Raw genomic sequence first — 14730 nt, 5'->3', positions numbered from 1 at the left:
GCCCGTATGCCCCGTATAAAAAGGAGCAACAAGGAATGAGCTGGAAATATAACCCCATGATTTATCGAATCATTAGCTTGAGGATTTCCAGTTTAAGACTATCATCCCTCACTGTCTAAGGCACTGCTTGTTAAGGCTCTGAAAGCTCAGACAAAATAGGCACCTATCCAGCATTTACCCCATATGCTATAGGCGACTAACCCTATGAGGTGCTGAGATGATAAAAAATGAAACAGAGCTTGTTCTTATCCAACTCGTTCGTGCAAACTTGCCCCCAAGCGCGGAACTGCTGATGCTTAGCGCGCCTGCCGCTGAGCCGACTGGCGGCCTGGCCGGCGCCCCCGCCGCTGCGCCCTGGGCCAGCGCCTCCACCGCCGCGCAGTGGCCAATCGCTGCATCGCCGCAAGCAGCGATCCTCCAAGCTGACCTCACCGGTGATGGTCAGCCCGAAATAGCAGCCGCGTACCGCATCAATGGCGAGAGCCATGTGCTGGTACTGGGTTATTATGGAAATAGCTGGCAGCCGATTGCCCATCTCAAGGGCCCAGGCTACGGGATCAGCTTGCTGTCAGCCGCGCCAATTACAGCGCGTGGTCGCAGCAACCTTATTGTAGGCTGGCAGGCTGGGGCGATCTGGTCGAAGCTATCCGTTTATGAATGGACGCCGCAAGGGATGAAGGATATCGCTCCAGCTGATATGAATTACGGCTATAGGGAAATCGAAGACATGCCAAGCACAGATCACACAGGCCAAGATGGAATTGCTGAAATTGCGCTGTGGATCCATGATACGGGAGAAGCCTACCAAGTGGAGGTACTTAGGTGGGAACGAGCGAAAGGCATATCGGAGTTCGTCCCGGCCCTGGATGTGTACCCCTATTATTTTCGCAAGGTAGCCCATTATTATGAGACTTTAACACGCCAGCATCCCGATTACGCCTTTTATTGGTATTATTTGGCGGATGCACAATACAAGGCTGGCCTTCCACAAGCCGCTGCAGCTTCGCTGGAGGTGGCTCTTAGCTTGCAGCAGCCTTATCCGTCCAAGGATGCTTTGCAACATTTGCAGCAGCTAATCCAGCTTCAGCTGGCGCAGAGGAGGATGCCTGAACTGCGTGCAGGGGGGCTATTCCCCGCGCACCTCAAAACGATAACAGGTACCAAATGGGGATTTATCGACAGTAAAGGCGATTGGCTGATTGGGCCGCAATTTGAATACGCGAATGATTTCCAAGAGAGCGGCTTCGCGGTTGTGCAAGCCAATGGGCTAAATGGCATTATTGATGCCACGGGTAAATATGTAGTGCCGCCTATCTATGATTCGATCAGCCCCTTCAGTGAAGGGCGTGCGGTTGTCATTGATAAGCAAGGCTTTAAGGTGATTGACCAGAAAGGGCGTGTCCTTACGGGCAAGCCTTATAGCTATATTGCGCCTTACAGCAATGGAAGGGCTGCTTTCACAAAAGCACAAGCGGCAGGTGGAAGCCAAACGGGAAGCGAGCTTTACGGCTATCTGGACCTCAGCGGCAAGGAGGCTATTCCGGCCAAATATTTACAGGCAGGTGACTTTCGAGACGGTAAGGCAGTTGTCCAGCTGAAGGCAAAGGAATTTGCCTTGATCAGACCGGATGGAAAACGGATAACGATGTATCCCTATGCGTTCGTGGGTGCTCTTGGAAACGGGCTTTTACCATTTCAAAAGGAGGCATCTGGCAAATACGGCTATATCAATGAGCGGGGCAAGATCATTATTTCACCGCAGTATACAATGGCGTTTGCCTTTGAGGACGGAGCGGCGGTCGTGAATATGGCTGAGGATTATGGCTCATTGTATGGGCTGGTCGACCGGGATGCGAATTTCCTGATCAAGCCTATTTACGATGTAGTTCGCCCTTTAGGGGAGCAGAGAGTGGCCTTAGGCAAGGCGATTGATCCCAAGCAGCCTTTTATCGGTTCGAACTATGCAATTGCTGATATCAATGGCAAGCTGCTGACAGATTTCCAATATCAGGATGTCTCTGATTATAAGCAAGGGCTGGCATCCGTAACTAACGGCAGCCAAACCTTCTTCATCGACCTTACGGGAAAGGCTGCAACGGGTTATCCTCGTTTGGAGGGCAGCGGCACTTTAGCTATTATGAATGAGCTCATTCAAGCGAATGTCGACCAGCGGTTATCTTATCTGGATCGCTCGGGCCATGTCGTCTGGCGGACTAATACAGTTATACCCCTAAGGCCTCCTTTCCGTGTTAAGGAGCATAAATATAAACCAAATAAAGATTATTTGGTCTATTATCCGCAGGTGGAGGGCATGAATGACCCGGCAGCCGAGCAGCAGGTGAATGAGAGGCTGATGGTGCTATCCCAAGTGAAAAACGTGCCCAACGACGTTCAGCTTGATTACAGCTACACGGGCGATTATGAGGTTGCCTTTTTCCAGAAAAATCTATTGGAGCTTAAGCTGGAGGGCTATCATTTTCCTTTTGGTGCTGCCCATGGGATGCCGACTAGGTTGTACACGACGACTAATTTGGTCAATGGCCATAGCTATGGATTAAGCGATTTATTTAAGTCTGGCAGTAATTATGTACAGGTATTGAGCGCAATTGTAGCTGAGCAGATTAAAGAAGACCCGCAATATGATTATGTATTTCCAGACACCTACAAAGGGATCAAAGCAGATCAGCCTTTTTACGTAACAGGCGATGCCTTGCACCTATATTTTGAACCCTACGAAATTGCCCCTTATGTCGCAGGCTTTCCCACATTCACGATTCCCTTCTCAAGCATTATGAATATAATTGCTGTCAACGGCGAATTTTGGAGAGCCTTTCAGCCAATTGGATAACAAGGTGACCCGCTAACCCTACTGATCCAAGTGGGGGATTTTTTTTTGAAATGTGAGTGCAAATAGCACTTTGCATCGTCTATATAGGGTGGCATGATTTTTACTATTTGGGGAAGCAGGGGATTGTGTGATGGCTATGGTTGTAGGAGGGGTGGCGGATACCCCTAAGAGCTTGACGATCCATGATAAAACCAAGCTCCTTCGGGAATACGAAAGCTCCTGCTACCAAATCACTTGGTTTATGCTAAGGAATGAAGAACAGGCCATGGTAGCCGCCCAACAAATTTTGCTTCAATTATATGAGAATGAGGCATGGTTCTGTATGGAGGATGCCGCTCGCCAGGCAGAGGTGAAGCAAGCGGCTCTCCTGTATTCATTGGAAAGCAAGAAAAAGGAGAGCCAGAAAAAGGAGAGCCAGAAAAGGGCATTAGCCAGCGGTGGCTCCCACCAACCTATAAACAAATAATAAAGGCGCTGATCGGTTAGGATCCAGCGCCTTTGTTTGTGAAGCCGATGATAGCCATCTTTTTAAATATAGTCATTCATCAGTATTCCTGAAAGCGGAACAGGTAGATAGGTATTAACAGGTTGGTCATCCCATTCGCTAAATTGATAATTGTTGAACGATTGGAATAAGGTTTGACCCTGGTCAAGTAATTCGTAGGATGGCGGGTCAAGAAGCTTGTTGGCTGCCACATTTAAAGCCGCTGCAAGTCCACCGAATCCCCGTAAGCTTAGCTCCAGCGCCGCAAAGTTGAACTGGGCTTGCTCTTCTAGGACAAATGTATCCATCCTCAGAGAACCATCGGAATTCAATTGAATCCCAATTTGCTCCAATGGAAGTGAGCTAAGCTTGCCCATAACCACTTGGCTGGCTTCGCTAGAGAGAAGCCCCACTGATTGGGTAAGCATCAAGTGAAGAGAATTATAACGGTTGACCAATGCCTGAACTTGACTTTTAATTCCGGCCATATTGGGACGAATGTCCACGGCTACAGGCTTTTCTGCTATATCCAGTAAGGTTAGGACTACACTTTCGTTATCCAAATATATGTCATTGGCTGCAGATTGAATGGATGAGCTTCCGTCGATATGGTACCTTGCATCCTGAGCCTGCAAGACGACGTTGTTAATCCCGGTTGTTGCGGCTGCATTTCCATATATATCTTGGATGGAGAAGGCTTGCTCTGCTCCTGTATGGCGGCTGCTTATTTGAAGGTAGCTGGATTCATTAGAGCTGTCTCCAAGCAACTCAACATTTAGAGCTGCTTTAGTTTGACTAATGGCTCCTCGTATTTTTTGCAGTACCTGGTAGTTATTTTCTACGGGAAGTATGTACACTGAGAATGAGGTGGTACGCCCATTCATCGTCAATTTCATCTGGTTGGAGCCTGACGCAATGGGGGTAGCTTGATTAGAAGCAAGGCTATTCCCTTTATTGATTTGTGGTTTGGCCAGTTGGTCAGCCTGTATGTAGTAGCTATTAATGGATGAATGTTGGTTGGCGGTACCTATAATCGCATTTGGATTGCTGCTCTCAACAGTCCGTTGGTCCAAAGAAGAGCTAGGGCTTAACAAAGCTTCTCCTGCTTGCTTCAGTTGGCCGGCAACGGTTAACACCTCGGCTAATGCGGTTGCAGCGATACGGGCATGATGCCCAAATGCATAACGTTGAAAAACAAGCTCAGCAGATTCCTTAGAGGATACTAGGGGACGCTCCTGCCAACCCCCTTGCTGCCAATGTTGGTCATCTTCACGCCATATTTCATTGGTACGATAGACTCGGGTTACCTCGGAAACTTTTGCAATCATAGCCCGTACACCTCGCAATCTAGAATATTTATATGTTAATTATACATGAATGGACAGAGTTTCGTAAAATGGCTGTTGACAGTACATTCCACTATCAACTATTCTATATGATTAACATTAACTTTAAAAATGAATATTGAAACAGGTAATTGTAAATTTTAATAAGGGGTTGCAGCTATGGATAGTTTTCAAATCGCGGTCATTATCGTAGTTATTGTGATTAGTGTGCTATTGATGGCCTTTGTTGGCAAAAAATATTTGAAATAATAAATAATAACAAATGCGAACCTTCTTTCATATGATAAAACATATTTATCTATGGGGGTGATGCGCTTTGATCCGCAAAAGGTTACTTGAGCACGATAAAGCTATCCTGGAATTGGTGCAGAAGCTGCTGCTTCCTTATGCGAGAGTAACCCAGCCTAATTTAAAAGTGGATCTAAAAGCCATCCGTAAGCGACTTCGTAGTTGTGAGGTATTCGTCCATCTAAATAGTGGGCGGGAGGTAGGCGGATTCATTGCTATTAGGCATATGAAAAATACCATGTATATCGATATGCTTGCTATACATTCGAAATACCAGGGCAAAGGACTTGGCAGCAGGCTGCTTAAGCATGCCGAGCGTACTGCTCAGTTGTACGGCAGAAATGAAATCTATTTGTGGGTGGATGACACCAATACACACGCCCAGCGTTTTTACGCGTCCAAACGGTATGAGCCTGTCCACTATGATAAAGAAATTCGCTGTTATATGCTTAAAAAGCATTTATAAGGTCGGAATCGTTATGGAAATTCGCGAAAAATAGCTTCTATAAAAAAATGTTATAACTGGGATGTTGAATCCTACGGCATATTTAGTTATGCTGTAAGAAGCTTTAAATGAAATCGCTTATAACGGACAAAATACATAAGAGAGAATGATGATAAAATGACGGATGCCGTAATTTTGCTTTTTGGAGCAACAGGAGATTTAGCACGCCGCAAGCTTTACCCTGCCATATACAGCTTGTACCGCGAGCGCAAGCTCGGCGACCGTTTTGCAGTCATTGGTCTGGCTAGAAGACCACGTACGAATGAGCAATTCCGCGAGGATGTTCATGATTCGATCAAAGAGTTCGCCCGTTATAATGTGACTAAGGACGAGCAATGGGAATCCTTTGCCGAGCATTTCGAATACATGTCATTGGATACGAATAACATTGACGCGTTCAAGGAATTGGGGACGATGACGAATCGGCTCGATACCAAGTTTGAAGTTGGCGGCAACCGTTTATTTTATTTGGCGCTTTCCCCGGAGCTATTCGGCAATGTGTCCAACAATCTCAAGGAAGGCGGCTTGCTGGAAACCTCAGGCTGGGCGCGTCTTGTTATAGAGAAGCCATTTGGCTATGATCTGCCTTCAGCCGAAAAGCTGAATGCCCAAATCCGCAAGGTATTTGAAGAAAAGGACGTTTACCGGATCGACCACTACCTCGGCAAAGAAATGGTGCAAAATATTAATGTGGTGCGTTTTGCCAATGCATTCTTCGAGCCGCTCTGGAACAATAAATATATTGCCAATATTCAAATTACGTTAAGCGAAACGGTAGGGGTCGAAGACCGCGGCAGCTATTATGACCATTCTGGAGCGCTTCGTGACATGGGGCAAAACCATATGCTGCAAACACTCGCGATGATCGCTATGGAGCCGCCTAGCCGCTTGTCTCCTGAGGATATACGCGATGAGAAGGTGAAAGTATTCCGTTCGCTGCGAGGCTTTCAAACTGCCTCGGAGGTTCGCTCCAACACGGTTCGCGGCCAGTATTCGTCAGGTACGATGAAGGGCAATCAGGTTCCCGGATATCGCCAGGAATCCTCAGTCAATCCCGAGTCGACGACGGAGACGTTTTTTGCGGCAAGAGTATTTGTCGATAACTTCCGCTGGGCGGGAGTACCGTTCTATATTCGTACAGGCAAAAGGCTGCCACTCAAAACGACTGAGGTCGTCGTTGAATTCAAAAATGTGCCTAATAATGTATACCTATCGAAAAAGCATAAGCTGGAGCCGAACTTGCTTGTGTTCCGCGTAAATCCGATGGAGGGCATCTATTTCAAAATGAATGCCAAACAGCCGGGGTCAGAAGGTACCATCCTGCCGATCTCGATGGATTTCTGCCAAAGCTGCCAAATTGGCTTAAATACACCAGAAGCCTACGAACGACTTCTGTATGATGCGGCGCGGGGAGATTCCACTTATTTCACACGTTGGGATGAAGTGGCGTTGGCTTGGAAGTATGTCGATAAAATCGCCTCGGCTTGGGCTGAGCGTACGGACAACCTGATGCTGTATCCTGCAGGTACTTGGGGACCGGATCAGGCGCAACAGCTCTTGTCTGAGGATGGCTTCAAGTGGTGGCCGGTGAATGGGCAAGATGAAGGGGAAGTTGCTTGGGAGATGAACCAGAAGTAACCCGAAATAGTTGGATATAATTCAAAATCGCCTAATCCTGCCCAATATTTGTGACAAACCTATACTTGATCAAGGAGGCTCGTACTTTACCCGGTACGGGCCTTTTTTTGTATGCCTGCCTGTAAAAAGTGTACAGAACCCTGCATAACAAGATATAATAGGATGACATATTATTGGAGACATTCAGGAGGTTAACGAATATGTCGCGTCGAGCTTTTATACGCTGGATGCTGGGGCTTGTGGTCATGATTGGAGCAGCTTCTACCGGTCTGGTCCATTTGCTGCAGCGCTCGGTGAACCGGCAGGCAGGCTCGAAGACAGCTGTAACAAACCCTTTGGCTGGAGAGATGCAGGAGCAACCCGCAGCCAAGGAAGCAACGGCTTCTACGAACGATCCCTTATTATCGTTTATGATATTAAGCGATCTGCATATATCGCTTTATGATCCTCTTACCGTGCAGCATTTGAAGGAAGCGTTGAATGATATCAAGCAGTTTGATGCCCCAGTGGATACGGTCGTAATGACGGGGGATATAACAGACTATGGTGATGAGGAAAGCTACAAGGAGCTAAACCAAATATTAAGTGGCTATAAGCTGCCCCCACTTTACGCCAATATGGGCAACCACGATTATTATGATATTTGGATCGACAAAAAAGGTGCGTTTAATAAAGATACGATGCCCAACGGCAAGACAGATTGGCAATCACGCGAGCGGTTCCAGAAGTTTTTCAACCTGGAGAAGCCTTATTACACTGTTGAAATGAATGGCTTAACCCTGCTGTTGCTTTCGCAGGAAGCTTACGTCCAAGAGAAGCCGGAGGTTGGCGAGGGTGCTTGGTACTCCGACGACCAAATGAATTGGCTCAAGGACGAGCTGGCTAAGCATAAGGATAGCAAGCCGATATTTGTGATGACGCACCAGCCTTTGCCTGCTATTGGATCTGACGGCGGCAACCATTCGTTGATACGAGCCAAGCAATTCCGTGAAATACTAAAGCCCTACCCCAACGTCTTTGTGTTCTGCGGCCATCGCCACCAGGATTTCCAAAACGGTTCGGAGCACTATCTGAAAGAAACATTCCATTATTTTCACAATTCGTCGGTTGGCCGTGTCTTGAACCGCAGCTTCCAGAATGAATTCAAGAACAAGTCCCAAGGCCTTTACGTGCAAGTATATAAAGACCATGTCACTCTGCGCGGCCGTGAATTTAGCAACCGCACCTGGCTTAAAGAAGCGGATTGGCATATAAAGATCTAATATAAAAGATATAGATAAGGAAGGAATAAACAATCACATGAGCATAGATACCCTACAGAAGATGCAAGAGGAAGTCCAGAAACGCCGCACGTTTGCGATTATTTCCCATCCCGATGCCGGTAAAACAACATTGACCGAGAAGCTTCTATTATTCGGAGGCGCAATCCGCCTGGCAGGCACAGTTAAAGGACGCAAAGCCAGCAAGCATGCTACCTCCGACTGGATGGAAATCGAAAAGCAAAGAGGGATTTCGGTTACCTCAAGTGTTATGCAATTCGATTATGACGGGCATCGAGTTAATATTTTGGATACACCTGGCCACCAAGACTTTTCCGAGGATACGTATCGTACCTTAACCGCGGCAGATAGTGCCGTGATGCTGATCGACTCTGCCAAAGGGGTGGAAATGCAAACCAAGAAGCTGTTCCAGGTTTGCCGAAAACGGGGAATTCCCATCTTTACCTTTATCAATAAAATGGACCGTGAAGGCCGAGACCCATTCGATCTTCTAGAAGAGCTGGAAGAGGTATTAGGCATCCGTTCTTATCCGATGAACTGGCCGATTGGCTCAGGCAAGCAGTTCCGCGGCGTATACGACCGCCATCAAACGCAGGTAGAGCTATTTCAAGGCGAAGACCATAAAGAGATCCATGTACGCAAGGTGAGCGGCTACGGGGATGATATGGTTAAAGAGCTGGCAGGCGAATTTCTTTACGATCAGCTTGCGCAGGATCTGGAGCTGCTCGATGTCGCAGGCGACCCGTTCGATTATGAGAAAGTACGCACCGGCGAGCTAACGCCTGTGTTCTTCGGCAGTGCCATCAACAATTTCGGCGTACAAACGTTTCTTGAGAATTTCTTGCAGCTTGCGCCAGTGCCCACGCCGCGCCGAAGCACACAAGGAGCCATTGATCCGCTGAATGAGCAATTTTCCGGTTATGTGTTTAAAATTCAGGCGAATATGAACCCGGCTCACCGTGACCGTATCGCCTTTCTGCGCATTTGCTCAGGCAAGTTTGAGCGCGGTATGTCGGTCAAGCATGTTCGCCCTGGCAAAGACATTAAGCTTGCGCAGCCTCAGCAGTTTCTGGCGCAGGATCGCGATATTGTGGAGGAGGCTTATCCTGGAGATATTATCGGGCTGTTTGACCCAGGAATTTTTCGGATCGGGGATACGTTATGCCAAGGGGGCAATTATGAGTTCGACGAGTTGCCCACCTTTTCTCCAGAATTGTTCTCCAAGGTATCGGTCAAAAATGCCTTAAAGCACAAGCAATTCCAAAAAGGTGTCGACCAATTGACAGAGGAAGGCACTATTCAAGTGTTTCGTACCATCGGTTTCGATGATATGATTCTTGGCGTTGTCGGACAGCTGCAATTCGAAGTATTCGAATACCGGATGAAAGCTGAATATGGTGTCGAGGTGCAGCTGCAACGGATGAATTTCCAATTTGCCAGATGGATTATCGATAAGGATGTCGATTCAGCCAAGTTCCGTATTAACTCGCAGCTGGTGAAGGATAAAAACAATAATTTCGTTGTTCTGTTCGAGAGTGAATATGCGATGCGTTCGGCGATGGATAAAAGTCCAAATGCCCAGTTTTTGGAGAATGCGCCTTAAGTAACGCTTTGATGGAAGGAGCAAGCCTTAATGGAGCACTTGGGATCAACGATCCTTATCATGGCAATTGTGGCCTTCGCGATTTATCGCAGAGTGAAACGGACCGTGGGTTATCAGAAGCTGTCCCGCACCCGGCTTATATTTCGGACTGTTATGTTCGGGTTGCTTGGCTGTATATTTCTATATGTTGGCTTTCTGCACCCACTTAATTTGGTTGCAGATGGCATTGGGCTGGCAGCCGGTCTCGTATTGGCTTTTTATGCGATCAAGCATATCCGCTTCGAGAAACGGGTAGATGCCTGGTACTATCGAACCGCCCTGTGGGTGGAGATTACATTGATCGTATTGCTGCTGGGTAGGATTATTTACAAGCTTCTTTCGATTTATTTGAATAACCCTGTGCTTTTCCAGTCAGGTGCAGCGCCTTCGCTGGACAGCTATACGAAGGACCCGGTCACCGTTGGCATTTTCTTTGTGTTGATTTCATTTTACATCCGTTACTTCACGTATTTGCTCGGCAAGTCTAAAGAGCTTGAACCGGCTTCCAAGCTGGATATAAGCTAAAGCGAAAAAAGCTGCTTCTGCTGAAGTAGCTTTTTTTGGCTTGCATAGAAAACGGGAGCAGTTTTGCGACACTGGCAAATCCCTTCTATCTTTTTCTCTTTCAGTAGTCCTAGTGTTTATTCCTTGTAGAATTAGTTTAACTATATAGGGATAACATGTAAACACTAGGAGGCGAAGAAATTATGTTCAAGCGTATGGATGAAATAGCCATTGAAATCCCTGAGGTCGAGAAGCCAGATCCTAATGCAGCAGCTGCTGTACAAGAGTTATTAGGCGGGAAGTTCGGAGAAATGTCGACGCTAAACAATTATCTGTACCAATCCTTTAATTTCCGCTCCAAGGAAAAATTAAAGCCTTTCTATGATTTGGTGATGAGTATAACTGCGGAAGAGCTTGGGCACGTTGAGCTGGTTTCGCATGCAATCAATAAATGCTTGAGAGGCTCGACCAGCTATAAAGAGCCGGACGGTACTCCGCTGGGCTCCGTTAAAGATGCTCGCTTATCTTACCACTTCTTGGCAGGTGCACAAGGTGCTATGCCTTTCGACTCCATGGGCAATCCGTGGACGGGAGCCAATGTGTTTAACAGCGGCAATCTGGTCGAGGATTTGCTGCACAACTTCTTCCTTGAATGTGGCGCCAGAACCCATAAAATGAAGGTGTACGAAATGGCCGACCATCCGGCGGCGCGCGAAGTTATAGGCTTCCTTCTTGTTCGTGGCGGCGTTCATGTTGTAGCCTATGCCAAGGCATTGGAGATCGCAACTGGGGTTAATGTGACCAAATTAGTGCCCATCCCTTCCTTAAGCAATAAGGCATTTAACGAAGCGAGAAAATATGAGGAAAAAGGGGTGCATACGAAGCTTTACACTTGGAGTGATAAAGACTTCAATGCCATCGACCAGATATGGAAGGGCACACATCCTGAGGATGGTCTTCCACTTGAAGTTATCCAAGGTGCGCCTAAAGGCGTTCCTATCGCAGAGGCTCCTCCTCTTGAGGAGGAATATGCACCTGGCATTTCCGCAGAGGAATTTAAAGCCATCGCAAAGCGGCTTAAAATGGCGGGTAATATTTCTGAATAGTAAAAAACTCCCCCACATTAATCGGGGAGTAAATGTTAAGAGATGGCTCCTAGGATAGTCTAGGAGCCATTTTTTTTGACGAGATTTAACGATTGATCGTGTACTCCCCATCATGCTGCCCATGGCTCATCCTGTAGCTAGTACTTTTGCGATTTGATCCCTGGTCTCGCTTAAATGCTTTTCCGCGCCATGAGGGAAAAGAGGCTCGCTCCAAGAGAAGCCATCGCCTTTAAATCTGGGGATGATGTGCATATGATAATGCGTCAAGTCATTAAAAACTCCCCCATTCTGGCACATGGTGATGCCATCTGGGTGGAATAACTGCTTTAATACTTTGGATAACCTGATTGAGGTGTCCATAACCGCATGTGCGGTTTCATCATCCATTTCTTCGGCATCCCAGTAGTGTTTCTTTGGCAGAATAAGCGTATGACCTTCATGAAAGGGGGCGATATCCAGAACGCAGGTGACCAGCTCCGTTTCCCAAATGATATGTAAGTTGGGCTCAACTCCGTTAGCGATACGGCAGCCGAGGCATTCCATTTTATTGATCTTGCCCATCTTCTACCTCTTTTCCATTGGCAGGCTAATAACGCTTACCGTTCACTCATTGCATCCTGAACTTTACTTTATATATCGTTGCCATCATTTTATTTTAGTGGAAAAGGAAGAAAAAGTCATTAAATGATCTGGGCAGAGGAAAATCCCAAAAGCCCTAACCAGAGCTTTTTAAGGCGCATACAATATGGTGTCCAGATGAGATTAGAAAGGTGGAGCACATGAGTAAAGCCAACCGTAAGAGGCATATCCTCAGCAAATGGAGGAAAACAAAAGCCAACCGTAAGAGGCATATCCTCAGCAAATGGAGGAAAACAAAAGTCAACCGTAAGAGACATATCATCAGCAAATGGAGGAAAACAAAAGCCATCCTAAGGAATTCCGCGCTACGCCGCTATGTACCTGATACGAAAAAAATGACCCGGGCTTCGCTGCAGGAGATGTTAAATCGTTACAGCATGGTTTATATTAAACCGGATAGTGGTACCTTTGGAATTGGAGTCATGAAAGTGGAGAAGGTATCCGAATCCGAGGGGAAACCGTTCAGGTACCAAGCTGGGGTGGTGAAAAAAACGTTTACAAGTTTTGACCCTATGTATAACTCGATTCTCAAGCTAACAAGAAGACGGCTTTATCTGGTTCAGAAGGGCATCCACCTGACCAAGTACCGCAATCGGCGTTTTGATATTCGTGTTATGGTCCAGCAATCACCGCGCCGTAAATGGGAAGCAACAGGTGTGATCGGGCGGGTGGCGCATCCAAAGAAAATCGTTACGAACTTCCATAATGGTGGGACATTGGAGCCAATAGAAAAGCTTCTTGGTGCCTATGTATCGGGTCCTGCAAAACCCAAATATATTCATCGATTACGGAAGCTGGGACTTGTTATGGCGAACCAGCTTCACTCTAATTTCCGCGGGATCAAAGAAATCGGATTGGATGTAGCCTTGGATAAGGAGCTGCACCCGTGGGTGCTTGAGATTAATACATCTCCAGATCCCTATATATTCAAACGTTTGAAGGATAAAAGGATCTTTGGTAAAATACGCCACTATGCCAAAGCGTACAGAAGGCTATAATGAGCCTATCCAGCCCAGCCTACGTTACATGACATATATAGCAGCTGGGGGAAGTCGCTAGAGGACTTGAGTGACGAAAGGACAAAAGGAATGAAGGACTAGAGGACTAAGCTGGCTGGCGGATTTTATTGGCGAAGCCTTACTTCCCAAGCACAAGCCTCAATTGGACGGTTACATTGTTTTGGGTATCCAGTAAAACAGTATGTGGGTTTTTCATGCCAAAATCATCAAAGGTAACTACCGTGCTGCCCTCAATGCTAAGCGCGCCTTGGCTGAGCAGGGCATCACTTGTAAAGGTTACATCCTTTGAAATTCCTTTTATCGTAAGCGTTCCTAACATTTTGAAGGAGGCCTTGCTTCCTTCTTTCCATTCCTTCGGGAAGTCCTGGAACGATTTAACGGTGAATTTAGCTTCAGGGAATGCGGCAACATTTAAACTATCAGCTGCTTTTACATGGTTATCTCTTTGTGCATTGCCCGATTGGAATTTGGTTGTATCCACGATACCCTCAGCTTTCATTTGGCTAGGGTCTGCAGAATTAATCGTCCAAGTTCCTTTGACAGAAGCACCTTCGATATTCACAGTTTCCTTGGAGGTTGTTACGGAAAGATATACTTTCGATGCAGGCTGGATATTCCACAGGCCGTCCAGCTTCGCCGCATCACTAGTTGCAGTAGCTGCAGTAGCTGCAGTAGCATTAGCAGTGGCTGGGACCGATGCGGCAGATGATGAAGCAGGGGTTTGGGCGGCTGGGTTGGTAGGAATAACTTGCTGAATGGCAATATGGTTGCCTGCGTAATAATCGTAAGCAGCATAACCGCCACCTACCAAAACAGCTAAGACCCCGATCGACAGTAACGTTTTTCTAGCATTCATAATTCATCCTCCTAGTGGAATAGTTACACTACAAATTGTAGTGTTATATCGAGACAAGCTGTACATATAGCCGCTTGTTAAACAATTATACACTATTAACTGTAGTGTAAGGTGCGAAAGATGTCAAGTTTGCCAGTTTGCCCGCCTATTCCTATATCATAAAGCTGGAAGCTGAATGCCAAATGAGTGTTATCTGAACAAATCCTTAAAGAACATAGCCAAACAGCAGGTAGCTATTATAATACCGATCCTGCTGTTGCTGGTGCCTTTTATTTTTAACTATCGTTTCCCGGTAGTTCCATCGAACCTATACGGGCATATACAATCGCCGCAGCTCCGGCTTCTCGTATGCTCTTGAAAGCTTGAACGGCAGCGTTGGTTACTTCTATGGGCAAAGAGGATCGGATTGCAGCTCAAGGGATTGATGAATGTTATGGAGGGGTGCAGTTGCAAGGATTTTTTCCACGCTGCCGCTGGAATGTGTCCAGAAGCAGGATCGAAGAAATCAAACTGTCCTCGCCCTCGCTCCAGCCTGGTTGGTACACAATAAAAAACCGTCAGGATGATCCCTGACC

13 protein-coding genes are annotated in these 14730 nt (G+C 46.7%); 10 read left to right on the top strand and 3 right to left on the bottom strand.

The features are described 5' to 3' along the window. Positions 1 to 217 precede the first annotated feature (217 nt). Complete coding sequence (locus G9U52_RS32835; RefSeq protein ID WP_166155692.1) at positions 218 to 2848, top strand: WG repeat-containing protein; 2631 nt, start codon at positions 218 to 220, stop codon at positions 2846 to 2848. 130 nt (positions 2849 to 2978) lie between these two features. Next, complete coding sequence (locus G9U52_RS32830; protein WP_166155689.1) at positions 2979 to 3314, top strand: hypothetical protein; 336 nt, start codon at positions 2979 to 2981, stop codon at positions 3312 to 3314. A 62-nt stretch (positions 3315 to 3376) separates the two neighbouring features. Here the strand turns inward: G9U52_RS32830 and fliD are convergent, their stop codons facing one another. Next, positions 3377 to 4660, bottom strand: coding sequence for a flagellar filament capping protein FliD (fliD, locus tag G9U52_RS32825; RefSeq protein WP_166155686.1), 1284 nt, complete (start codon positions 4658 to 4660; stop codon positions 3377 to 3379). 334 nt (positions 4661 to 4994) lie between these two features. Here fliD and G9U52_RS32820 point away from each other — a divergent pair, with 334 nt between their 5' ends. The 6 genes from G9U52_RS32820 to G9U52_RS32795 all read left to right on the top strand — a co-directional run bounded on the left by G9U52_RS32820 (position 4995) and on the right by G9U52_RS32795 (position 11641). Next, positions 4995 to 5432 (top strand): GNAT family N-acetyltransferase, encoded by a 438-nt coding sequence (locus G9U52_RS32820; RefSeq protein WP_166155683.1) that lies wholly within the window; start codon positions 4995 to 4997, stop codon positions 5430 to 5432. A 156-nt stretch (positions 5433 to 5588) separates the two neighbouring features. Beyond that, a complete protein-coding gene (zwf, locus tag G9U52_RS32815; protein ID WP_166155680.1) occupies positions 5589 to 7109 on the top strand; it encodes a glucose-6-phosphate dehydrogenase in 1521 nt (506 codons plus the stop codon). 200 nt (positions 7110 to 7309) lie between these two features. Next, complete coding sequence (locus tag G9U52_RS32810; protein ID WP_166155677.1) at positions 7310 to 8371, top strand: metallophosphoesterase family protein; 1062 nt, start codon at positions 7310 to 7312, stop codon at positions 8369 to 8371. A 37-nt stretch (positions 8372 to 8408) separates the two neighbouring features. Then, positions 8409 to 9992, top strand: a complete 1584-nt coding sequence (locus tag G9U52_RS32805) for a peptide chain release factor 3 (RefSeq protein WP_166155674.1) — start codon at positions 8409 to 8411, stop codon at positions 9990 to 9992. A 30-nt stretch (positions 9993 to 10022) separates the two neighbouring features. Then, complete coding sequence (locus tag G9U52_RS32800) at positions 10023 to 10556, top strand: CcdC protein domain-containing protein (protein ID WP_166155671.1); 534 nt, start codon at positions 10023 to 10025, stop codon at positions 10554 to 10556. A gap of 182 nt (positions 10557 to 10738) precedes the next feature. Beyond that, a complete protein-coding gene (locus tag G9U52_RS32795; RefSeq protein WP_166155668.1) occupies positions 10739 to 11641 on the top strand; it encodes a manganese catalase family protein in 903 nt (300 codons plus the stop codon). 126 nt (positions 11642 to 11767) lie between these two features. Here G9U52_RS32795 and G9U52_RS32790 read toward each other — a convergent pair whose 3' ends face one another. Beyond that, on the bottom strand, positions 11768 to 12202 hold the full coding sequence (locus G9U52_RS32790) for an HIT family protein (RefSeq protein WP_243767697.1): 435 nt from the start codon (positions 12200 to 12202) through the stop codon (positions 11768 to 11770). Between the two features lie 218 nt (positions 12203 to 12420). Between G9U52_RS32790 and G9U52_RS32785 the strand changes: the two genes are divergently transcribed. Next, positions 12421 to 13278: a YheC/YheD family protein gene (locus G9U52_RS32785; protein ID WP_166155665.1), complete on the top strand. Its 858-nt coding sequence runs from the start codon at positions 12421 to 12423 to the stop codon at positions 13276 to 13278. A gap of 139 nt (positions 13279 to 13417) precedes the next feature. On the opposite strand, the gene G9U52_RS32780 is transcribed toward G9U52_RS32785, so the two are convergent. Next, on the bottom strand, positions 13418 to 14155 hold the full coding sequence (locus G9U52_RS32780) for a YceI family protein (protein WP_166155662.1): 738 nt from the start codon (positions 14153 to 14155) through the stop codon (positions 13418 to 13420). A gap of 387 nt (positions 14156 to 14542) precedes the next feature. Between G9U52_RS32780 and G9U52_RS39490 the strand changes: the two genes are divergently transcribed. Continuing rightward, the gene (locus G9U52_RS39490) at positions 14543 to 14728 is read left to right on the top strand and encodes a hypothetical protein (RefSeq protein ID WP_207953353.1); all 186 of its coding nucleotides are present in this window, start codon (positions 14543 to 14545) and stop codon (positions 14726 to 14728) included. The last annotated feature ends 2 nt before the right edge of the window (positions 14729 to 14730 follow it).

This window comes from Paenibacillus agricola (assembly GCF_011440305.1).
GTDB classification, from domain to species: Bacteria; Bacillota; Bacilli; order Paenibacillales; family NBRC-103111; genus Paenibacillus_S; species Paenibacillus_S agricola.
The sequence above is the reverse complement of the archived record's forward strand: the minus strand, read 5'-3'. Positions and strand labels throughout refer to the sequence as shown.

Excerpts from the sequence above, each read along its gene's own strand:
- fliD (WP_166155686.1), bottom strand. The coding sequence starts at position 4,660 with ATGATTGCAAAAGTTTCCGAGGTAACCCGAGTCTATCGTACCAATGAA.
- G9U52_RS39490 (WP_207953353.1), top strand. The coding sequence starts at position 14,543 with ATGGGCAAAGAGGATCGGATTGCAGCTCAAGGGATTGATGAATGTTAT.
- G9U52_RS32800 (WP_166155671.1), top strand. The coding sequence starts at position 10,023 with ATGGAGCACTTGGGATCAACGATCCTTATCATGGCAATTGTGGCCTTC.
- G9U52_RS32805 (WP_166155674.1), top strand. The coding sequence starts at position 8,409 with ATGAGCATAGATACCCTACAGAAGATGCAAGAGGAAGTCCAGAAACGC.
- G9U52_RS32835 (WP_166155692.1), top strand. The coding sequence starts at position 218 with ATGATAAAAAATGAAACAGAGCTTGTTCTTATCCAACTCGTTCGTGCA.
- G9U52_RS32780 (WP_166155662.1), bottom strand. The coding sequence starts at position 14,155 with ATGAATGCTAGAAAAACGTTACTGTCGATCGGGGTCTTAGCTGTTTTG.
- G9U52_RS32785 (WP_166155665.1), top strand. The coding sequence starts at position 12,421 with ATGAGTAAAGCCAACCGTAAGAGGCATATCCTCAGCAAATGGAGGAAA.
- zwf (WP_166155680.1), top strand. The coding sequence starts at position 5,589 with ATGACGGATGCCGTAATTTTGCTTTTTGGAGCAACAGGAGATTTAGCA.
- G9U52_RS32810 (WP_166155677.1), top strand. The coding sequence starts at position 7,310 with ATGTCGCGTCGAGCTTTTATACGCTGGATGCTGGGGCTTGTGGTCATG.
- G9U52_RS32830 (WP_166155689.1), top strand. The coding sequence starts at position 2,979 with ATGGCTATGGTTGTAGGAGGGGTGGCGGATACCCCTAAGAGCTTGACG.
- G9U52_RS32790 (WP_243767697.1), bottom strand. The coding sequence starts at position 12,202 with ATGGGCAAGATCAATAAAATGGAATGCCTCGGCTGCCGTATCGCTAAC.
- G9U52_RS32795 (WP_166155668.1), top strand. The coding sequence starts at position 10,739 with ATGTTCAAGCGTATGGATGAAATAGCCATTGAAATCCCTGAGGTCGAG.